Here is a 21,000-nt window from a genome sequence, read left to right on the forward strand (position 1 = left end):
CTCTCCTATGATCACTCACAAGATTTTATCTATAGTAATTATAGTAACCCCCCCTTATCAAGTCAAACCTTAAGAGGTTGTTCAACATCTTTTGATGACGAAATCTAGCAAAAGACTTACTCGACATCGATTATTGAATTCAGCCTCACCTTGCATAGCTTTTAAAGTATTATTTCTTTCTTATAAGATTATCAGTATGATTAAGAATATCAGTTCGAAAGGGGTTATTCATTATGGCACTCATTCAATGTAACTTTTTCTCTGAAGTTCTCGGTTTAAGTACTTCGATGACGGTTATCCTCCCACAACAAACGAGAACACAGATCGGTATGAACAATAATATATTTGGTGATAAACATCCCACTTTATATTTATTACATGGCATGAGCGATGACGATTCAATCTGGGTACGTCGCACCTCCATTGAACGATATGCAGCTGAGCTTGGATTAGCTGTCGTTATGCCTAGAGTCGATCTTAGCTTCTATACAGATATGGCCCATGGAAATCGATACTGGACCTTTCTAAATGAAGAGTTACCCGAGATTGCCAGATCCTTCTTCCCACTCTCAGATGCAAGAGAAGATAATTATGTAGCAGGATTATCTATGGGTGGCTACGGAGCAATGAAGCTAGCATTACGTAGACCCGATCAATACGCTGCTGCAGCTAGCTTATCTGGTGCGCTTGATATGAATAGCCCTAGGTTCCAGAAGGACCTTCCTCAGATCTATGATCAGATCTTTGGCAAGCAAGATATCCGCGGAACGGATAATGATATTCTCTGGTTACTCCAACAGTGTGATCAAGCAGTAGGACCGAAACCCATGCTCTATCAATGCTGTGGAACAGAAGACTTTCTCTACGAAGATAACCAAGTTTTCCGCAAAGCATGCGCTCAAACCGAACTCAACCTTACTTATGAGGAAGAACCCGGTGAACATGAATGGGGTTACTGGGATGCCAAAATACAAAACATATTGAAATGGCTCCCTCTACGCAATAAGTCATAATTTCCGCTATATCGACACAGCAAACTTGACGAGAGTGGTCGCGCTATACTATCTTTTATAATTAACCAAAGGTTAGAAGGAAGGTGATTTCTTATGTTTCAAGCGATTCCCTACGAGGGCAACCGAAGCGGCTCATTTAAGGGCGTGCTAGAACAATTAAAAGCACTGATTCAAGACGAACCTAATGCCATCGCCAACTTAGCTAATGCATCTGCTTTACTCAACCTTTTTATGAAGGATATTAATTGGGTCGGGTTCTATCTCTACGATGGCAAGGAGCTTGTACTGGGTCCATTCCAAGGATTACCTGCCTGTATCCGTATTCCACTGAATCGTGGAGTGTGTGGGACTGCTGCTTCCGAACGCCGGACGTTACTAGTTGATGACGTTCATGCCTTCCAAGGTCACATCGCTTGCGATGCAGCCTCGAACAGCGAAATTGTCGTTCCGATAATCAAGAACGGCGAACTTTATGGCGTACTAGATATTGATAGTCCCCTGAAGAACCGATTTGACAGCGAAGAGCAACAATTTCTGGAACAATTCGTTGATATTCTGACCGCTCAGATATAGTTCATAACATTTTAACCACTAGTTATAGTGATGAGGTCTGATTAGAATAAAAAAGATGGTTCCTCATGAATAGAGGGACCATCACCAATAATCACCTTCCGCATCCACCATTTACTATTAGCTACAATAAGTACAGCTAAAATCAACCCATTCCCTCTGAAGCTAACTTTAGTTGCATGGAGTACATCTAAATTACTGGAAACTCCACTTATCAGCGTTATCGCCATTTTCAACTGTCCTTTTTACAACTAATTCTCTATTCCACTACTTTTCCTGCTAATTAAGTGTACTTTCTGCATCTATTTGAGCCTCACCTTCACTACCATCATGCCCGAAGCATTGTTCGTCAATCTAACGTCGCCACTCTATGCATTTCCACTGATTCACATCCGAAATTTGAGGATTTCTATGGAATATGGTGGGTGTCGTATCGGCTATACAAATGATTTCAACATCTTATAGAGGTTCTTCAAAAAGTCGACTTTTTGAACACGCACTTATATAGAGTTTTAAAAATCATAAAGCGTAGAGCGGGAAGTCCTCCAAAAAACTTATACTTTCTATGTATACAAAAAAAGTTGCCCCTTCCATAGGAAATTTCCATTAGGAGGGGCAACTTTAGAAGCTCAAAACTATGCCAAAATAGACCTAACATTTCGAAGCACATCTCTCAACACTTCGGAATCGACTGGAATATTACCCGCAATCTCAATTCTCCGATTTCTCACATCTAAACTCATTAACTGATCGGTAAGGACAACACCAGTAAATACGAGCCCTTCCGGAAGGGGAACTTCAAAAGCATAGCCCTTAGCCGAACTAGTGATCGGGCATACCATCGCGAATCCTGTTACCTCATTAAAGGTTGATTCTGATAATACGATTGCGGGACGACGACCCGCTTGTTCATGCTCAGCTTGCGGATTGAAATTTAGCCAGACTAGATCGCCGCGTGCTGGGATGATCAAATCAGTTCGTCTCCCTCCGTACCGAAATCAACTTCCTCATGATGCAATGAATCTGGTTTTATTTGTGCTTTGGGCTAGGTCATACCTAATTTTGAGTCCCCTTCACTCCTTAACCGACCCTAGCGTAATCCCTGTGATGAAGAAGCGCTGTAGGAATGGATAGACCGCCAATACAGGAATCATCGCAATGAAGATTTTGGCTGAGTTCAAGGTTCGATTAGATAGCTCACTCATTCGTTGAATTTGCTCAGCGGTCATCGTATTCGCATCAATAACAACAACCATCTGCTGGATATAGGTTTGTAGCGGATAGTGATCCGAGGTCGACATCAGAATCAACCCGTTAAAGAACTCGTTCCAGTGATATACAATACTAAATAAGGTGACAGTCGCAATAACGGGACCCGCAAGCGGGACAAATATCTGAATCAACATCCGCCACGGGCCTGCTCCGTCCACTAATGCTGCCTCTTCAAGCTCTTTGGGCAAATTGCGGAAGAAGTTAATTACAAGAATAACACTGAATACAGGTACACTGCTTCCTAACACAAGCGCCCATATATTATTAATGAGCCCAAGTGATTTCACCGTCATATACCAGGGGATCAAGCCACCATTAAACAGCATCGTGAATACGAGAATCCACATAAGCACATTGCGGAATGGTAGCTCCTTAGGACCCTTCGATAGGGGATAGGCCATCAATAGGATGATGACAAAATTTAGGCTTGAGCCAAGTACAACCCGTTGGATGGAAATCCAGAATGAATTAAAAAATTTGCGATCACCCATAATCTCTTTATAGGAACTGAAGTTAAAACCTACTGGCCACAATCCTACCTTACCGGAGCTAGCTGCTGCATTATCACTTAGCGAGACGGCAAGCGTATACCATATAGGAAGTATACATAAGAGTGCAATACCCACCAGGGTGATGATAAGGAAGATATCGAACAGCTTGGAGCCAGCCGTATTATCTTTAACCATAGATATACACTCCTTTTTATTAAAAGATACGGTAATTGGCAAACCTAGATGCCATGTAGTAGGAAACAGTAATCATGATAAAGCTGACCACAGACTTAAGTAAACCCATCGCTGTTGCTAAGCTGAACTGTAAATTCACAAGACCGGTTCGGTATACCCATGTGTCAATAATATCTCCGCTAGAATATACGAGTGGGTTATACAGATTGAAGATTTGCTCAAATCCAGCATTCAGAACGTTGCCTAAACTAAGCACAGAAAGCAATATAATAGCTGACACGATTCCAGGAATCGTGATATTTTTCATACGCTGTAAACGTGAAGCGCCATCTATTGCAGCAGCCTCATATAAAGAAGGGTTAATGCTTGTTAATGCTGCTAAATAGATAATCGTATTGAACCCAAATTCCTTCCATACGTCACTTCCTACGATAAGAGCTGGGAATAAATCAGCTCTGCCAAAGAATAGAATTGGCTTCACATCAAAGACGGAAAGCATTTGGTTCACGGGTCCTGTGTAGCCAAATACATCTAGTAAAATTCCCGATAGAATAACCCATGAGATAAAGTGGGGTAAGTAGACGATAGTCTGAATCCATCTTTTTAGATAGGATATCCTCAGTTCATTCAACAATAACGCAAACACAAGCGGGATAATTAGATTTCCAATGATTTTCATAACGGCTATAAAGATGGTGTTGAAGAGTATCGTACCGCTATCGTTAAGTGAGAACATATATTTGAAATTGTCTAATCCTATCCACTCTGAATGGAGAATACCGAGGCCAGGATTATAGTCTTGGAAAGCCATCACAATTCCGAACATGGGCACGATACTAAACATGGTTAGCCAGATGAATCCGGGGAGAAGCATGAGGTAATAATGTTTGGCAAATCCCTTGTTAACCATAGTTCATCACACTTCCTTTCTCAGTTGTTGATAGAAAGGCACCGGAGACTTCCCGGCGCCTAACACTGATCTATACTACTTCGCTAGTTCTGCAACCTCACTCAGAATTTCATCTCCACCTTGTTTCTTCCAATCCACTACGAACTTATCGAATGAATCAATCGGTGCCGCCCCCATAATGATTTTAAGGAAGGTTTCTTTCTCCATCTTATCAAGCGTAGCCCATTTGCTCTCCATGGTCTTCGTCTGTGAATAAGTCAAACTATAGGTTTTGGTGAATGGCTCCATAAGTGGTGCTACTCCGACCATCGTGGAATATAGGCGTTTCCAAGCGCCAAGATCTGCATTGGGATCCCAATATTGGATATCCACTTTGTCATAAGGCTCTAATTTAACCTTCTTAATATTCTCAGCATCTGCTTTCAGCAATTTGTAGCCTGGAATATCCAACTCTTCTGCTGTCTTAGTACCTGCCAATACTTCTTTCATCATGTTGTAGGTGACATACATTTCATCCATTGGAGCAAAGACAATACGCAGCGGGTAGTTACCAATCGCTACATTCACATCAAAAGTTGCTTCATCTCTTAACAATAGGTTTTCCATCTTAATTGCTGCCTCAGGGTGTTTATAGTCCTTACGAACAACGAGAAATTGATTCGATGGTGTACCCATATGAGGCGTGAACTCTCCATTGCTATCTAGCAAGGAATAAGCTTGCCAGTTGGCCTCGGGATTGTTCTTTATGGCATCTGACAAGGGGCCATATCCACCAGCCCACCACAATCCGAAATAAATACCTGAAGTTCCATTCTTGATTAATTCTTGTGCATCCTTACGTATACTCATCTCTTGATCAATTAATCCCTTCGAGTATAAGTCTCGCAATTTGGCAAGTGCGTCCTTGGTTTCCGGCTCAATCGAGCCATACGTCGGCTTGCCATCAGCACCTTCTAACCAGAAACCTGGATAAGAATGATAGACGCCAAAGACCGGATCAAATCCATAGTTGTTATTGTTCGGATTAATAAAGTCTGCGTTGATCAGACCGCCCGATTGAGGACCCGTGATGCCGATCGTATCCGCTTTCCCGTTACCATCCGGATCTTGTTCGATAAATGCCTTCGCAACCTTTTCCAAATCTTCTATATTTCTTGGTACTTCAAGATTTAGTTTGTCTAACCAATCTTTGCGAATCCACATAATATGCTGCATATCCGTTTCGCCTGTTACGTTAGGCAAGGCATACATTTTACCGTCAAAAGTAACGGCATTCTTGGCAAGCCCTTCTGTTGTTTCAATAATTGATTTAAGCGTAGGCGAAGCATATTGCTCGTATACCTCAGTCAGATCTGCAAGTTGATTGCTCTTCACCATTTGTCTAAGTTGCGTATCCGTCACAACTAGCGCATCCGGCAAATCATTGCTCGCGATGGAAAGATTGACCTTTTGTTGGTAGTCCTTCCCAACTCCAGCTTGCCAAATAATCTTTGTTTCAATGTTCAATTTATCTTTGACGTATCTTGTGTAGGTGTTATTCTCAGGCGTATCTCCGGATGGCAAGCTTTTATCTGCTGAGTCTACCTCTTTACCAATATTAATCGTAATAGCCTCACTGTACTTGCCGAATGGGTCGTTTGGATCTTGAGTAACAGTCTCTCCCTTACTGGAGGTCTTGCCATTCCCACATGCCGACAGAATTAGCATTACGGTTACCAATGTTAAGACGATAACTTTTCTCGTGTTCTTCATATTCGCCCCTTCTTTCATCCTTGTATTTGTTTACATTCTTAAACTAACACAAGATCTACCTACACTTAGATAGAAGGTGGTTACACTTTGAGGTAGAGATATGACCGAGGATTATTATTTGTTAGCGCTTTCAATTCGGCGTTTCCAACATCACTCTATCTCATTTGCGGACATATCTCTACCTTCCTGAGCTATTACACGGTACTCACTAGGAAGCATTCCTGTCTGCTCACGAAAGGAGCGGCTGAAATATTTATCATCCTCATATCCAACATTATTGGCAATCCACGAAATCGTTTTATTACTGTATAGCAGGTAATGTTTCGCTTTTTCCATGCGTGCTTGTCGTAGATAGTGATTGAAGTTATCACCGACGATCCCCTTAAAGCATTGGCTAAAATAACTTCGACTCATATTGACCCTTTTGGCTATGTCTGTAGCTGTTATCTGTTGCTCAAGCCCCTCCTGTAGCAAATCAACCGCCTTCATAATACACATGATAACCTCTGGTGAAAATTCAATTCTACCCAATACATGACGAATATGATCACGTGTTTGATCAATCCAGACTTCTACCTGTTGCCAGGAATCTAATGAATCCTGAAGCTGCACGGTTGCTGGGATGATTTTAACAAATAAATGATTCCAACGATCTACTAGTACGTACAGAAATCCGATCAACTTAGCTTGTGGTAGGTGAAGATGCTTCAGTTCGTCCAGATTCCTTCGATATAAGGTATCTTGATAAATCCACTCCAGTGCTTCCCAATTGGACTTAAGCAAGGTCATGCTCTCTTCCGCACGTACCTCTCCTACACTTTCTCCAGCTCCTATGGACTTTCCCATGACTTTTACCGTCGGATTGTAATCGTAGAAGAAATCCTTATCCTTGTATTCTCGTATCCACCCATAGACTTCTTCGGTTGTTCGATTCACAATTCCACTGAGCTTAATCATTGCCCAATCAGAACAGGCATCCATCTCCTTCTCAAGACTCTCAAACAAGCGTTCACCCTCTGAACTGCTCGGTGGCAAACAAAAGAATAAATTAAGCCCTAATTCTTTTAGGCTGCCATTATAGCTTGATACCCAATTCCTTACTCTATTGCTGGCAGAAACACGATTCATTGAAATTAGCACATAGCCATGATCAATAGAGAATACCTCATCATCCTGTCTATCGCGCTGACCTTTATTATTTTTATTGCTTAACTGATCCTGTTCCATAATCCGATTATGAATCCGCCCAAGAACCTCCTCGAAGCGTTCCTTCTCAAGCTGGACTTTCGCAATGTAATCTATTGCCCCTAGTCTCATCGCTTCTTGTATATATTCGAAATCCTGATGGAGCGTTAGCACAACAATGTGCGTATGGGGATACTTCTTCCGAGCAATTCGCATAAGATCAATACCAGACATGACAGGCATGGACAGATCCGTAAGCATCAAATCAACTTCATTCTCAGCAAGAAATTCTAACGCCTTCTCACCGTTACTCGCTTCTCCAACAACCTCCATTCCGAAATCATCCCAAGGCATAGCAGATATCAACCCTTTGCGAACTAGCTTATCATCATCAACGACAATCACTCTAATCATGATTTATTACACCTCCAATAGGTAAACTTAGGTAAATAGTTGTTCCTTTATTAATTTCACTAGTTACTCTGAGTTCTGCTTGTCCGCCGTAATAGATCTCAATCATGCGCTTCACGTAGTTCATACCAATTCCCATGCCAACCTTACGATTCTCAGCTTCTGGGGTGTGAAGTAAACTATGAATCTTCTCCTCCGACATCCCGGCGCCATTATCCCGAATGGATATGTCTACTTTATCGGTTAGCCGAACATCAACTTCGATATAACCATCATCCGTTAATCCATGGTACAGTGAATTTTCTACAAGCGGCTGCAAAATGAACCGTGGAATGGGTATCTTCAATACTTCTTCATCCACATGTATATGCACAGCAAACTGAAAGTCGTACCGAATCTGCTGAAGGATCAGGTATTGATTGACAGCCTCAATTTCTTCTTGAATAGTAGAAGTCTCACCGAGTTTTCCTAGATTATAATGTAGCAATTTATTCAAGGATGAGACGAGACGATCAATCTCATCTTGGCCATTCATGACCGCTAACCAATGGACGGTGTCAAGCGTGTTCATTAAGAAATGAGGGTTAATTTGGTACAGTAATTTCTCCACTTCGAGATCGGCTCTGCGCTTCTCTTTGACTTCCACCTCTGCAAACAATTCCCACGTTTGTTTCTTCATTTCTTGAAATTGATTCAAAAGAAAATCAAACTCTGGTATTCTCGTCTGCACAACAGCGGTCTGAACTTCATTCTGTGCCATTAGTTCAATTTCTTTATTGAATGCGTTTAAAGGACGATATACCATCTTCCACAGTAACCAGGCCAGGAATAGACTCATTCCAAGGAATAGCCAGGAAAAAAATGAAATTTGGACAAACCATCGATTCATTTCTTTGTTATAGTCAGATTTAGGGATAAGAGATATGACACTCCAACCTTGATTGCTTATCTCCTTATACCAGTAATACCCATTCTGTGTACCAGACAATTGATCTTTATCAAAATGAGGAAACAGGGTGTCCATCTGAAAATCAGCAGTAGCATCACTATAGGCAATTCTTCCGTCATTATCTAGAAATACATAAGATGTCGCCCCACCAATGGCATCGTTATGCAAAATGCTTTGCGTTAACTGAAATCCCGTTTCAATATAAACATAGACGTCATTAAGATTAGGCAGATCCACCTTCCGCATAGCAGATAACACATATTGATTATCAAAACGATTGTTGCTAACATGTGGACCATAATAGGATATCTTACTATACTCTGCTAGTAGCGGCAGTTCCTTCGGGGAAAAGTGTTCCTTCACTCCTGAATTTTCAAGTTCATAACTATCATCATTAAGAAAATAATAAAGGGTTAGTCCGATACTGGGGTTGGTAAAGGTGATGAGACCTAGTTCTTCCTTAAGTTCACTTAGCATTGTTGAACGTTCAAAAGGCTCGTCAGTAGACAGAAATTCATCGAGCTTATTGCCGATGATTCCACCAAATGCAAGTTGTTGCGACACATGATTTAAATTATTGATCGAATTCTCCAAAGAAAGCTCCACTTGTCTTAGATTGTTCTGAATGCCCGTTTGGATCTTATTCGTAAGTATAGAGTAGATGGTGAAGTAGGATATCAGAACAATAGTAATAAAGGGAATCAATGAGCTAGACAAGAAAATAATGATGATTCTTCTCTTTAACGTCAGATAGTCATAGAGATACCGTTGCACTCTGTTCTTAAATCCCGTCATAATGTCTCCTCCTCTTCTAGATCGGATTATAAAAAGATTAACATAGCCTTTTTAAAAACGAAAGACCCGTTGAGCTTTTCTCAACAGGTCAATATTATTGGATGATGCTACTTATAGAGTTAAATCAAGCTCAGCCTGGCTAGAGTACTCTCTCTCCCCCTTTTATTTCAAGTACTCTAATGCTGGTAATACCCGCCCACCATAATCAACAAGTGTCAAATTAGACCAATTGTTAGCATGGCCCACGGACCACTCTGCCTTATTAGGCGTCCAGCAAGGTTCCCAATAGTAGAACCCTTTACCTTTCCCGCAGGGCACCTCTCTAATTAACTGTACAATATCACGTATATACTGGGCTTGCCCGTCTTTAGTAGCGGGATAACCAGGATGCAATTGTGCCTCATCATTTACGATTAACGGAAAGCCCTCTGGTGCATCTAATGTCCATGGATATGCGATCTCAACAACGATGATATCCTTGTCATACTTGTTCGCAAGCCCCTCAAGATTGAGACGAAGGTCATCCAATGTCCCATGCCACCACGGGTAGAATGAAAGACCAATGATGTCATACTCCACACCATATTGCTGGAATCGATCATAGAAGTATTGGCTAGCCACTGCATCTCCACCACGATCGATATGAATCATAATCTGGACCTCGGGATAAACATCTCTTGCTGCTCGGATACCTGATTTAACGAGTCTCGTGAATATTTCCCATTGCTCATCACGATCCCATTCGCCATCCACTTTCCCCTCATCCCATAACATTCCAGGCGTTATTTCATTACCAATCTGTACCATATCCGGTAATGTACCTTGTTCCTTCAGTGCCAACAACACTTCTGCTGTATATCGATAGACTGCCACATTAAGTTCTTGTAACCCTAACCCTTCCCAAGCCTTTGGCTTAGTCTGATGCGCTGGATCTGCCCATTCATCAGAGTAATGGAAATCTAACAGGAAATGTAAGCCCTTATCCTTGATTCGCTTAGCCAGCGCTAGCGTTCTCTCTAAATTACAGTAACCACCTGATGGATTATTCCAGATTCGAAGCCTTATAGAATTCGTACCCTTATGCTGAAAGAGTTCCAAACCGTCCATTAGAGTATTTCCATCATAAAACTGTCCTCCACTTTGCTCAATCTCATCGAGAAACGAAATATCCATTCCTTTAATAAATAACGAATTCACGCTTAATCCACTCCCTTATCAAGTCTGAATGATGTGTATAACTATTCCTTGACCGAACCCATCACGAGCCCGGACGCGAAGTATTTCTGCAAGAATGGATACACCAGTAGAATGGGTAAAGCCCCGATGAAAATTTGTGCTGATTTAACCGTTTTGGTAGAGATCAACTCCATTTCCTTCGGATTAATACTCATGGAGCTCATATCTCTTTGAATAATAACTGTCTGCAAAAAGGTAGCCAGCGGATAATCCTTCGCATTATTAATATATAGTAGTCCATCGAACCATGAGTTCCATTGAGTCACCATACTGAAAAGTGCAAGTGTTGCAATCGCCGGCAAAGAAACAGGTAAATAGATACTGAACATAACGCGGAAATGTCCTGCTCCGTCAATTAAAGCAGCCTCTTCTAGTTCCTTAGGTACACCTCGGAAAAAGTTAAGGAGTAGAATCGTGAGATACACATTGACTGCACCTGGAAGTACGAGAACCCAGAAGGAATCCATCAGTCCGATCTTCTGAATGACCATGTAGAATGGAACGAGCCCCCCGCTGAAGATCATTGTAAATACAAATAACCAAGAGTATACCGTTCTTCCTTTGAATGCAGAATTCTCCTTAGATAGTGGATACGCGGCAAGAAAGGACAGCAGAAGCGTTAATCCTGTTCCAATAACTGTTCTTTGAATGGATACCCATATGGAATGTAAGAAGATCGGGTTAGCCATCGTCTTTTTATAAGATTCTATCGTGAAATCAATCGGCCATAATCCAACCAAGTTAGCATCTGCTGCTGCCTTTGAGCTAAAAGATACCGCTAATACATGAACAAGTGGAATAATACATAACAATGCAACAATGATCATGAAGCAAATATTTATAATATTAAATGCACGGTATGATAATGTTTTGTGATACATCAATGCCCTCTCCCTTCACTAGAAAATTCTATAGTTTGCCCATTTATAAGCTAAGCGATATGAAATTAGAATCAAGATCATACTGATCACAGACTTGAAGAGACCAATCGCTGTTCCGAATCCCATCTCCCCATTTAAGATCGCTGTCCGATACACAAATGTATCTATAATGTCACCCTTTTCGTAGACCAAGGAATTATATAAGTTGAAAATCTGGTCGAATCCAGCATTCAGCACATTCCCAAGAGCTAAAGTACCCACAACTATGGCGATGGGAATCATGGAAGGAACCGTTATATGTAGCGTTTGTCTTAACCGACTAGCCCCATCCATTCCCGCTGCTTCATAGAGAGATGGATTAATATTAGCCAAGGCTGCTAGGAACACCACCGTTCCAAATCCAAATTCCTTCCAAATATCCGATACGATAACGGTAAATCTGAACCAGTCTCCATTACCGAGAAAGAAGATTGGTTCGATTCCGAATACAGCGACCAGCACCCGATTGACGATTCCTCCATCCGTGGAAAGAATATCAAGTAATATCCCACCCAGAATGACCCAGGATAAGAAATGGGGAAGGTAGACTAGTGTTTGTACGAATCGTTTGAAATACATCTTTCGAAGCTCATTAAGCAATATTGAGAATACAAAAGGAACCCCTAGGTTAAATATCAACTTGAGCACGGCAATAATAAGTGTATTCCATATCACCTGAACGCTGTCTTGTCTTTCGAATAAGTAGCGGAAGTTATCTAATCCCACCCAATCAGACCCTAATATTCCGAGCCACGGCTTGTAATTCTGAAACGCCATAACGATGCCGCCCATCGGAATAAAGTTAAAGATGATGAGGAATATAAGCGAAGGCAATATCATCAGATGAAATTGCCAGCTTTTCTTTAAAGTTCTCATAGGATCGCCCCTTACTTGTTTCTAGTGTTGTATGTCTTGATATCGAAATTATATCAATCGATTTTTCGTAAGAGTAGCTAACAAAAGCAATATAAATGGTACGAATTCAACCTCTTTCGCATCCGTAGTTATGTCCCCAGCACAAACATCCCAGAACCACTCAATAGTGGTCTGGGATGCTACTTCACTCTATTTATTTCACGGTATTGTACCAATCGTTCACTTCTTGTGTAATTTGATCGCCACCTGAGGCCTTCCATGTCTCAACAAACTTGTCGAAAGAATCTAACGGCTTGTCACCATAAATAATTTCATTAAAAGCTTGGCTCTCAATTTTGTTCAAATAGTCCATCTTAGACTTCATTGTAGTCGTCGTCGGACCTGTAAACATGTTCTTCATCGATATTTCATCCTGTTCTAACAGAACTTTAGCTGCCGCAGGTGTCTCTGGTCCATAATTATTCTTCACTTCTAGTTCAAGTCTAGTCTTAGGTTCCCCACCGTTGGCTAGATTCAATAATGCCTTCATCTGCGCATCTGGAATACGTGCTCCGTCGCGAACGAGCAAATAACGAATACTATTCACATAACCACCTGGAATATCATCCAAGTGAAGCTCTTTACCATTGGCATCCATATCATAGTCATAACCTTTAAACAGACCATTATCAAACTCACTGCCTACTTCAGGATCAGCTAAGTTGTTAAACATATAGTTCTGATAAGTAAATAAGATTTCTGGGTTCTTCATATCCTTGTTAATCAACACGACACCATTCGTGAAATGAGTTCCATGTCGTCCTGCAACACCATCAGAACCCGTAGGGATTCCGATCGGCTTCCACACAGCACCCTCCACATTCTTCGCTGTATCCAACAGTGGCCATCCACTCATCCAATAAGGTCCTGGAATAATTCCCGCTGTCCCTGCAACAGCAGGTTCAGATGCTTTATTCTCGTCCCATAACGCTGCTTCTTTAGGAATGTAGCCTTTCGTGAACCAGTCATTTATTTTCTGTAACGCTTGTTTACTACCTGAGTTAATAGAACCATATTCAAGCTTACCATCTGCGCCCATATTCCATTGTTGCGGCATGGTACCGTATGCCCCGAATATCCAAGACGGATCAGCCATCCATGTGTTCAATGAATTTTTGAAGCCAATACTAAGCGGTATAACTTCCTTTGGAGCAAGTCCATCCGGATTATTGTTCTTAAACGCCTCCATAACGGTCTCTAATTCATCTAACGTCTTCGGAGCTCCCAATCCTAATTTATCTAGCCAGTCCTGACGAATCCAAAGTAAATAATCATGATTGTATGCATAGTCCAACACTGGAATCCCCATCTTACTACCATCGCGGATGTATGGGTCCCATACATGATTGTCAATCTCAACCGCTTGCTTCCATGCATCTGAGGCATATTGTTCAAAGAGGGATCCCACTTCCCTGAACAAGCCTGAATCAATCAAGTCTTGAGCAAGTTGCTCGTCACCAATCGTTACAACATCTGGCATCTTTTGTCCTGATGCCATCGAAAGTCTCATTTTTGTTGCAAATGCACCATTCGTATCCGTCACAGACCACAGTGACTTAATCTCAATACCAAGTGTATCTTTAGCCCATTTGGTCGCTACATTGTTCTCAATCGTCTCACCATTCTTAAATCTAAGTTCTGGATCTACTCCCCACACTGTAGTTAAGGTTACGGGTGTATCGTATTTATCTTTGTATGCGCTCTCAGTAGTTGCTGTTTCATTAGCTGCGGTTTCTTTAACTGCAGTAACTTGTTCTTCCACATTCTTATTACCCGAACATCCTGCTACAATGGCTATCACCATCATCATACAGAGCGACAGCAATAACCCTTTTTTTGAGAATATCTTCATCCTTCATCCCCCTTATATTTCTTAATGAAAAGTTTATGAGTACAACATTAATTATAGGGGGCTATCTGCCATCAGCCTATGTCACGAACTTAAGATTTCTGCACCTTTAACAACCTAATTAACTTCGTCTAAGCTTTACGTTAATGTTCACGATATTCATGAGGTGTCACTCCATAGTGCTTTTTGAATATTTTGCTGAAATATTGAGGGTTCTGATAACCAAGTTCACTCGTAATCTCATAAATCTTCATATTGCTATTCTTCAAAAGATATAATGCACGCTCCATACGCATTCGAATGATATAATCACTCAAGCTTTCCCCTGTCTCAGACTTGTAGATCTTCGATAGATATACTGGATGGAGGAATACTTTGTCCGCAATCATCTTAACCGATGTGTCCTGTCCCATATCAATAGATACTATTTCATGTACCTGTTTAATAATATAGCTATTCGTATATTTGTCATTGGTATATAACTCTTTCTTCAGCTTGTCCATCATTTCAGTTGACCAACTTCTAAGTGTATCCAGTGAATGAACAATCCTCTGATCGATGAATAAATCGAATCCAGAATGATCAATTTGGTGCATGAACACACCATGCTTATGCGCGATATATAAGAATGCATTTGTTACGGACAGGAATACTTCATACAAATGCTCTCTCATAAAAGAAACCTGCTCCATATCCCGGAATACACTGTCTATTTTATCTTGTGCAGCCCCCCATTGCTTAGATTCCAGTAAATGAATAAGTGTCGGAGGTTTGTACAACATCTCAATAGATTTGATAACTGAATCCCTATTATGGGAAGGATCCTCGAGAAACAACAAACTGTGAGAACCATGGGTCCCTGCTGTGAATATAGCACTTAATCCCGCTCGGTATGCCGCAGTTATGCCCGTAGGAAATTCGAACCACTCTGACAATACGATGGATATGTCCCCCTTCAAATAATTACTAACATTTCTCTGAAGAATTTGGACAAGCTCTGTCAGTTTCCCCCTAGAACTCTCATGAAGAGATTCCTTCGCTGCTGCTATAATAATCAAGCAATCATGAGGGGATTTACAATGCCATATATGATAATGCTCAATGAATACTTCCTCCGCTATGTTGCCAATCGCATATTCCATAAGTGAGATGGAATGGTGATCCATTCCTGCGAACGTTTGCGGTAAAGGAATAAGCATCATCATCGCAGGCTCGTCTACCCGAAGTGGAATTTCATATTGTAAGCATTTGTTACGAATGATCTTATGTGATAACGTCCGACCGAGTAGCAAATCATGCATAAGATTGGCTTTCAATACCGTGAAATCAGATTTCCGATCATACAACAATTGCTGATATCGCTCGGCTTGCTCCCATTCGTCTTGTAGAGACTCAATTGCACTTAACACACTCGCTATAAATTCGTCGTCATTGACAGGCTTCAATATATAATCAAATGCTTGTAGTTGAATTGCTTTTTTGGCATATTGAAAGTCAGAATGACCTGTTAGTAAAATACAACGAATATCCTTCCAACGTTGTGCAATAAGTTCAACGAGTTGCAGCCCGTCCATTTCAGGCATCCGAATGTCAGTTACAACGATATCTACCGCTTGCTCCTCCAGCACCTGTAATGCCTCCGCTGCGGAGCTAGCTTGATACACTTGACTAACCCCCATCTCACTCCAATTGATGGTCTGAGCTATACTCTCAGTTACGTAAGACTCATCATCAACCAAGAGTAACTCAATCATGATATATCCACCCTCCAATTCATAGTATGTATTAAGATCGCTTTACGTCTCGTTAGGTCTGTCCGCTTCATCTGGACCACGCCAATGCAATACAGCCTTCAGTCCACCTAGCTCTGAATTCGATAATGTCAGACCTGAACCTTCCCCATACCTAAGCTGCATTCTTTGTTGCACATTCCATAGTCCATAGCCCATCTCTTCTTCTACCGGCTGTGTAAGCTTATATTGGAGAGACAATAACTCCTGTGCCTTCATTCCCCTCCCATTATCCTCCACAATGAGAGTTATTCCGCGTTGATCGATCTCTCCCGTGATTCTCACTACACCCGGTCCGGCATTCGTTTCAATCCCATGAATGACAGCATTCTCTACGAGAGGCTGAATAACAAGTAAAGGAATATCCAATTGTTCAAGCTCCCTTGGCAGATCAATCGAGTAATCAAGACGACTCATTCTCATCTTTTGTATTTCTAAATAGTTCGTCACGAAATCCATTTCCTCCATTAAGGGAATCAAGTCCCGCTCCTGACGAGTCGTATATCGATAATAGTTAGATAAGTTTTGGGACATGGCCACAACAGCTTGGTAGTTCTTGAGCTTAGCCATACTGGAAATAAAAGAGAAACAATTGTAGAAGAAATGTGGATTAATCTGTGATTGCAACTGCTTCAATCGAGCCTCCCGCACATGGATCTTCTCCATATACACGTTCTCGAATAGTTCCTGAATCTGAGCTACCATAGAATTAAACCTAGTAAATACGAAGCTAAACTCACTCTTCCCTCGCGGAACCATTCGAACCGAATAATCGCCATTCTTCAAGAGCTGGAAGCTATGTACAAGCTTCTTAATGGGCACCTGAACCTGTGCATATAACAAGTAAGATGATACAGAACTCATTAAGAGTAAAGCTCCGATTGCCAAATAAAATAAACGGTTAGACTGCTCAATCGGATGCATGATATCTGACAACGGCATATAATCAATCAAATACCACCCTGTCGTCTTGGATAACACAATGTTGACCATGTAACTCTCCCCGTCTAGCTCCACCTTCCGGTGCTCTGTGTCTTGTTGGAAATCAGATTCCTCCAATTCTTGAATGAGCAGTCCAGCCAGGTCATGATCGGATGTACGGTTATAAATGACACCCACATCCTTCTTATAGTAGAATGGATCACGGCGACCATCACTTTTAAATTTATCAAGCATCTCTTCGAGACTCCGACTGCTGAACCTAATCTCGATGATGAGGTTAGCATCTTCTGGATGAGTGAACGTCGAGTAAGGAGCAACCGTAAACATTGAGAATTGAAAATGCTCTTCCTCACCCTCCTCTAGCCGAGTGACTTGCCATTCAGGGGAGATCCGTTCTTTTAGATCAGCAATATCATACTGCTTCACATCATTAAGTGAGACCACCCGACTTAACGAAAGTGAATAGATTAACAATTCACTCTTCCAATTCAAAGAACTTTGCTGAAGGCTTAACTTTTCCTGAATTCGCTTCACGAGAGTGATCGCATCCAGATTAAGATAAGGCTCGTTCAAATAAATATCACGAAAACTCGATATATCCGGATCATGGATCAATTGATTGGGTAATAATGATAGCCGTTCGAAATTCATATTTACCTGACTCTGAAAGAACGTCAACTGACTCTCATTGGATTTATTCAATTCTGATCTTAGGACGCCTGTCGTCGTCTGATTCGAATAGAAATACAAACCTACAATAGGTATTAACATCATTAGAATCATCATTAGAATCTTCTTAAACAAATTATATCTAGGCATGCGCAGATTCCCACCTTGCTGATTAATAACTAGCCCTATTTATTTTCTCCATCCATTGTAAACGCATTAGTTCCAGTCTAACAGACCCAAATTGAAATATTTCTGCAGTTATTGAAACGGATTACGCAGAATTACCATCATTGGTCATAGATAAACAGATAGCAGCGCCATCCTCGAATGGACGGCGCTGCTATACGTTCACTACTATTCTGCTTGTTCAATCATTCTCGTATATTGACTCTTACTAGCGGCTAAGTCCGACTCTAATGAAGCAAATTGATTAGCCAATAGATTAGCCAATAGATTAATCAGTTTCTCAACAGCATCCATCTTGTTCTCCACTTGCGTTAAAGTATCATTAATCCTACCTTGTACCATCCAATCGGAGATAAAACCATCGAAGAAGTAGTCCGAGAATTTAAGGAAATCCCCAATCTCTATTTCAACAGAAAGAGACATCTGTACGTCCTTCAACTCTCTCGCGAAAGCACCTAATTCGCTCTGAGCATCATGTACATAGCCCATTGCCTTATCAATATTGCTATGCTTTAAATGTGTCGATATCATTCCCCCACCAAGCAAGTCATAAGTGCCCCAGTTACCAGCCGTCTTGAGTGCATCCATAGCACTTTCCAAGCTATTCACCACTAAATTTCCTGCTTGAATAGCTTCCTTTAACTCCTTCAATGTTACCGTCAGATCAGCTTGTTCATTCATAAGTTCCATAAGTTCTCGATTGCCTCGCAGCATATGTTCTTCCTTAACTTTCATGATTTCGTCATATTCGATTCTCCACCCTCTGAGCGCGGAGAGCTCTTGCTGAACATGTTGTATTTGGATGGTTATGTCCTTCACTGCGCGAAGAGCTTCGTCGTACTTCACTTTAGCTTCTATTACTTCAAGCTGTTCTCGCTTCAGCTTCTCTTCCTTCTTTCCAATGATGCTATAAATGAGATTAGCAAGGCTCATACTTGTCAGCCTTTCCACATCTTGCACCTCGTCATTAAGCCTCTGTTCCCACTTCAGTTCTTCAGCCACCATGTTGGACAGTTCAGACTTTAGACCTTCAAGTCTCTTTTCCCATTTCAAGTGACTGCGTCCCTTTTCCTTTACATTAGCCAGGCGCGTATTCAAATCCTGAAACATGAGCGTATCCTCGATTCTGAGTCCTCAAGTCCGACAATGAATAATTATCCGTCATTTAATAAACGTTTCAAACCCAGATTAGTTTCAATATTTGGAAGTTCCAGTTAAGCTGATAATAAGTAAACTAGATTTTTGTCTGAATGTTGGATATGATAAAACAAGATTTGTTATAAGTGCGAGTTCAAAAAGTGACTTTTTGAATTACCTCTATAAAGGAGTGGGACAAGTATTATGAACAAGAAATATGTATTCATGCCACTAATCACCTTGATTACGACTGCAATCTTACTAGCAGGTTGTGGTAACAACAACGAGCCTAGAGGAGATTCAGCTGCTAGTCAACCGACAGAGAAGACGCCGGCACAAACAGAAGGGCAAGCGCCTGAAGAGCAAGTGCCTGAAGAACAGCCAGCCACGAAGAGCTGGAGTAGCCCTCCAGAGATGGAAATTGACACTACCAAATCTTATGAAGCCGAAATGACAACTTCAAAAGGTACCTTCACATTTGAATTGTTCGCAAAAGATGCACCACTCACAGTGAACAACTTTGTGTTTTTAGCTAGACAAGGATTTTATAATGATGTTATTTTCCACCGTATTATTGAATCCTTTATGATTCAAGGTGGCGATCCGAGTGGTACTGGGACAGGTGGTCCAGGTTATCAATTCGAAGATGAGAAGACAACTTATAAATATGAGCCTGGTATCGTAGCTATGGCTAATGCTGGACCGAATACAAATGGTAGCCAATTCTTCATCTGTACCGGTGAAGACAGCTTATCACTTGACATGCAACCGAACTACACCATCTTTGGTAAAATAACGAGCGGTATGGACGTTGTGTTGGATATTGCTGCTACACCTGTCACTGTTGGGGATTTCCCTACGGAAACGATCCAGATTACAGACATCAAAATTACAGAGAAGTAGACTGCTACTCCATCATCTTCACAGCAAATAGGTCCTCGCCTTCCTTCAATGGAAAGTGAGGACCTATTTGCTGTGTTGGACACAAAAAAATAAATAATAATGTAATACTTAACGACCCTCGGTAAGAAACTTCTGTAAACTTGAGGGAATCGTAAATTGTTGATTGTTAATCATAAACTGACTAAGCTCTGCTAAGGAATCTTCTGGATTAGCATCTTTGATTTCCTTAATTTCATGATGAAGCCGCTCCATCTGAAGATCTAAAGCGTTCGCTGATTCTGCAGCATTCTTCAACTCCATGAGAAGCCTCTCTGGAACAGATTGGTTATATTTATAGAAGATTTTATGCTCCAGACTTGCCCAGAAGTCCATCGCAATGGTCCGAATCTGAACCTCGACACAGACATTCTCCTGCCGATCAGACAAAAATACAGGGACTTCAATCAATAAATGAAGACTTCGATAACCGTTTGGTTTAGGATTTTTAATATAATCTTTCACTTCAAGAGTAGTCAGATCTTTCTGATTCTGAAGCATTTCACTAACACGATATATGTCTGAAATAAAAGAACAAGTTATCCGAAGACCCGCGATATCTTTAATATTATCCTTTATACTTGAAAAATTCATATCATTGCTCTTGCGAAACATCTTATTCATAATGCTCTCTGGTGACTTCAGACGCGAATTGGTATGTTCAATTGGACTATAATCATGTAAGGTCTGAAATTCTTCCTTCAATATATTAACCTTAGTCTCCATCTCTTCCAATGCGAATTTGTAAGTGAGCATGAATAGGGTGATGTCGTGCCTGAATTTTTTAAGTTGTTCTATCTGAAAATGCTGTTCCATTCCTATTCTTCCTTCCCCTGTTGGCTTCCTTAATTTCCAGTATAACATTCGGGGTTGG

At 41.1% G+C, this 21,000-nt stretch carries 18 protein-coding genes; 3 read left to right on the forward strand and 15 right to left on the reverse strand.

Annotated features, from left to right (window positions below; genetic code table 11):
• Positions 1-233: 233 nt before the first annotated feature.
• Together ACP8HI_RS18605 and ACP8HI_RS18610 are read left to right on the forward strand one after the other, a co-directional pair.
• Complete coding sequence (locus ACP8HI_RS18605) at positions 234-1,013, forward strand: alpha/beta hydrolase (RefSeq protein ID WP_438347667.1); 780 nt, start codon at positions 234-236, stop codon at positions 1,011-1,013.
• A gap of 93 nt (positions 1,014-1,106) precedes the next feature.
• Positions 1,107-1,586, forward strand: coding sequence for a GAF domain-containing protein (locus ACP8HI_RS18610; RefSeq protein WP_438347668.1), 480 nt, complete (start codon positions 1,107-1,109; stop codon positions 1,584-1,586).
• Positions 1,587-1,627: 41 nt separating this feature from the next.
• Here the strand turns inward: ACP8HI_RS18610 and ACP8HI_RS18615 are convergent, their stop codons facing one another.
• The 14 genes from ACP8HI_RS18615 to ACP8HI_RS18680 form a co-directional block, all read right to left on the reverse strand.
• A complete protein-coding gene (locus ACP8HI_RS18615; RefSeq protein WP_438347669.1) occupies positions 1,628-1,813 on the reverse strand; it encodes a hypothetical protein in 186 nt (61 codons plus the stop codon).
• 405 nt (positions 1,814-2,218) lie between these two features.
• Positions 2,219-2,554, reverse strand: coding sequence for a type II toxin-antitoxin system PemK/MazF family toxin (locus ACP8HI_RS18620; protein WP_438347670.1), 336 nt, complete (start codon positions 2,552-2,554; stop codon positions 2,219-2,221).
• A 102-nt stretch (positions 2,555-2,656) separates the two neighbouring features.
• Positions 2,657-3,541 carry a carbohydrate ABC transporter permease gene (locus ACP8HI_RS18625; protein WP_438347671.1) on the reverse strand — a complete coding sequence of 295 codons (885 nt, stop codon included), beginning with the start codon at positions 3,539-3,541 and terminating at the stop codon, positions 2,657-2,659.
• A 19-nt stretch (positions 3,542-3,560) separates the two neighbouring features.
• Complete coding sequence (locus ACP8HI_RS18630) at positions 3,561-4,451, reverse strand: ABC transporter permease (protein WP_438347672.1); 891 nt, start codon at positions 4,449-4,451, stop codon at positions 3,561-3,563.
• A gap of 75 nt (positions 4,452-4,526) precedes the next feature.
• Entirely contained in the window at positions 4,527-6,203 is a 1,677-nt protein-coding gene (locus ACP8HI_RS18635; RefSeq protein WP_438347673.1) for an extracellular solute-binding protein, read from the reverse strand.
• A gap of 150 nt (positions 6,204-6,353) precedes the next feature.
• Positions 6,354-7,802: a response regulator transcription factor gene (locus ACP8HI_RS18640; protein WP_438347674.1), complete on the reverse strand. Its 1,449-nt coding sequence runs from the start codon at positions 7,800-7,802 to the stop codon at positions 6,354-6,356.
• Positions 7,795-9,543, reverse strand: coding sequence for a sensor histidine kinase (locus tag ACP8HI_RS18645; protein WP_438347675.1), 1,749 nt, complete (start codon positions 9,541-9,543; stop codon positions 7,795-7,797). The genes ACP8HI_RS18640 and ACP8HI_RS18645 overlap by 8 nt, the downstream gene beginning before the upstream one ends.
• A 162-nt stretch (positions 9,544-9,705) precedes the next feature.
• On the reverse strand, positions 9,706-10,740 hold the full coding sequence (locus ACP8HI_RS18650) for a glycoside hydrolase family 53 protein (protein ID WP_438347676.1): 1,035 nt from the start codon (positions 10,738-10,740) through the stop codon (positions 9,706-9,708).
• A 41-nt stretch (positions 10,741-10,781) separates the two neighbouring features.
• Complete coding sequence (locus ACP8HI_RS18655; RefSeq protein WP_438347677.1) at positions 10,782-11,660, reverse strand: carbohydrate ABC transporter permease; 879 nt, start codon at positions 11,658-11,660, stop codon at positions 10,782-10,784.
• 18 nt (positions 11,661-11,678) lie between these two features.
• Positions 11,679-12,575, reverse strand: a complete 897-nt coding sequence (locus tag ACP8HI_RS18660; protein ID WP_438347678.1) for an ABC transporter permease — start codon at positions 12,573-12,575, stop codon at positions 11,679-11,681.
• Positions 12,576-12,768: 193 nt separating this feature from the next.
• Positions 12,769-14,466, reverse strand: coding sequence for a sugar ABC transporter (locus ACP8HI_RS18665; RefSeq protein ID WP_438347679.1), 1,698 nt, complete (start codon positions 14,464-14,466; stop codon positions 12,769-12,771).
• 140 nt (positions 14,467-14,606) lie between these two features.
• Positions 14,607-16,217, reverse strand: a complete 1,611-nt coding sequence (locus tag ACP8HI_RS18670) for a response regulator transcription factor (RefSeq protein ID WP_438347680.1) — start codon at positions 16,215-16,217, stop codon at positions 14,607-14,609.
• Positions 16,218-16,259: 42 nt separating this feature from the next.
• Complete coding sequence (locus ACP8HI_RS18675; protein WP_438347681.1) at positions 16,260-18,014, reverse strand: sensor histidine kinase; 1,755 nt, start codon at positions 18,012-18,014, stop codon at positions 16,260-16,262.
• A gap of 204 nt (positions 18,015-18,218) precedes the next feature.
• Positions 18,219-19,160, reverse strand: a complete 942-nt coding sequence (locus ACP8HI_RS18680; protein WP_438347682.1) for a hypothetical protein — start codon at positions 19,158-19,160, stop codon at positions 18,219-18,221.
• A gap of 231 nt (positions 19,161-19,391) precedes the next feature.
• On the opposite strand from ACP8HI_RS18680, the gene ACP8HI_RS18685 reads away from it, so the two are divergent.
• The gene (locus ACP8HI_RS18685; RefSeq protein WP_438347683.1) at positions 19,392-20,090 is read left to right on the forward strand and encodes a peptidylprolyl isomerase; all 699 of its coding nucleotides are present in this window, start codon (positions 19,392-19,394) and stop codon (positions 20,088-20,090) included.
• A 108-nt stretch (positions 20,091-20,198) separates the two neighbouring features.
• On the opposite strand, the gene ACP8HI_RS18690 is transcribed toward ACP8HI_RS18685, so the two are convergent.
• Complete coding sequence (locus ACP8HI_RS18690) at positions 20,199-20,942, reverse strand: GTP pyrophosphokinase (protein ID WP_438347684.1); 744 nt, start codon at positions 20,940-20,942, stop codon at positions 20,199-20,201.
• Positions 20,943-21,000: the final 58 nt, after the last annotated feature.

The organism is Paenibacillus sp. FA6 (assembly GCF_051550225.1).
Lineage (GTDB): Bacteria > Bacillota > Bacilli > Paenibacillales > Paenibacillaceae > Paenibacillus_AQ.

Coding starts and splice junctions, on each gene's coding strand:
- ACP8HI_RS18630 (WP_438347672.1), bottom strand. CDS start 4,451: ATGGTTAACAAGGGATTTGCCAAACATTATTACCTCATGCTTCTCCCC.
- ACP8HI_RS18645 (WP_438347675.1), bottom strand. CDS start 9,543: ATGACGGGATTTAAGAACAGAGTGCAACGGTATCTCTATGACTATCTG.
- ACP8HI_RS18680 (WP_438347682.1), bottom strand. CDS start 19,160: ATGTTTCAGGATTTGAATACGCGCCTGGCTAATGTAAAGGAAAAGGGA.
- ACP8HI_RS18675 (WP_438347681.1), bottom strand. CDS start 18,014: ATGCCTAGATATAATTTGTTTAAGAAGATTCTAATGATGATTCTAATG.
- ACP8HI_RS18615 (WP_438347669.1), bottom strand. CDS start 1,813: ATGGCGATAACGCTGATAAGTGGAGTTTCCAGTAATTTAGATGTACTC.
- ACP8HI_RS18685 (WP_438347683.1), top strand. CDS start 19,392: ATGAACAAGAAATATGTATTCATGCCACTAATCACCTTGATTACGACT.
- ACP8HI_RS18625 (WP_438347671.1), bottom strand. CDS start 3,541: ATGGTTAAAGATAATACGGCTGGCTCCAAGCTGTTCGATATCTTCCTT.
- ACP8HI_RS18640 (WP_438347674.1), bottom strand. CDS start 7,802: ATGATTAGAGTGATTGTCGTTGATGATGATAAGCTAGTTCGCAAAGGG.
- ACP8HI_RS18660 (WP_438347678.1), bottom strand. CDS start 12,575: ATGAGAACTTTAAAGAAAAGCTGGCAATTTCATCTGATGATATTGCCT.
- ACP8HI_RS18690 (WP_438347684.1), bottom strand. CDS start 20,942: ATGGAACAGCATTTTCAGATAGAACAACTTAAAAAATTCAGGCACGAC.
- ACP8HI_RS18670 (WP_438347680.1), bottom strand. CDS start 16,217: ATGATTGAGTTACTCTTGGTTGATGATGAGTCTTACGTAACTGAGAGT.
- ACP8HI_RS18610 (WP_438347668.1), top strand. CDS start 1,107: ATGTTTCAAGCGATTCCCTACGAGGGCAACCGAAGCGGCTCATTTAAG.
- ACP8HI_RS18635 (WP_438347673.1), bottom strand. CDS start 6,203: ATGAAGAACACGAGAAAAGTTATCGTCTTAACATTGGTAACCGTAATG.
- ACP8HI_RS18605 (WP_438347667.1), top strand. CDS start 234: ATGGCACTCATTCAATGTAACTTTTTCTCTGAAGTTCTCGGTTTAAGT.
- ACP8HI_RS18665 (WP_438347679.1), bottom strand. CDS start 14,466: ATGAAGATATTCTCAAAAAAAGGGTTATTGCTGTCGCTCTGTATGATG.
- ACP8HI_RS18655 (WP_438347677.1), bottom strand. CDS start 11,660: ATGTATCACAAAACATTATCATACCGTGCATTTAATATTATAAATATT.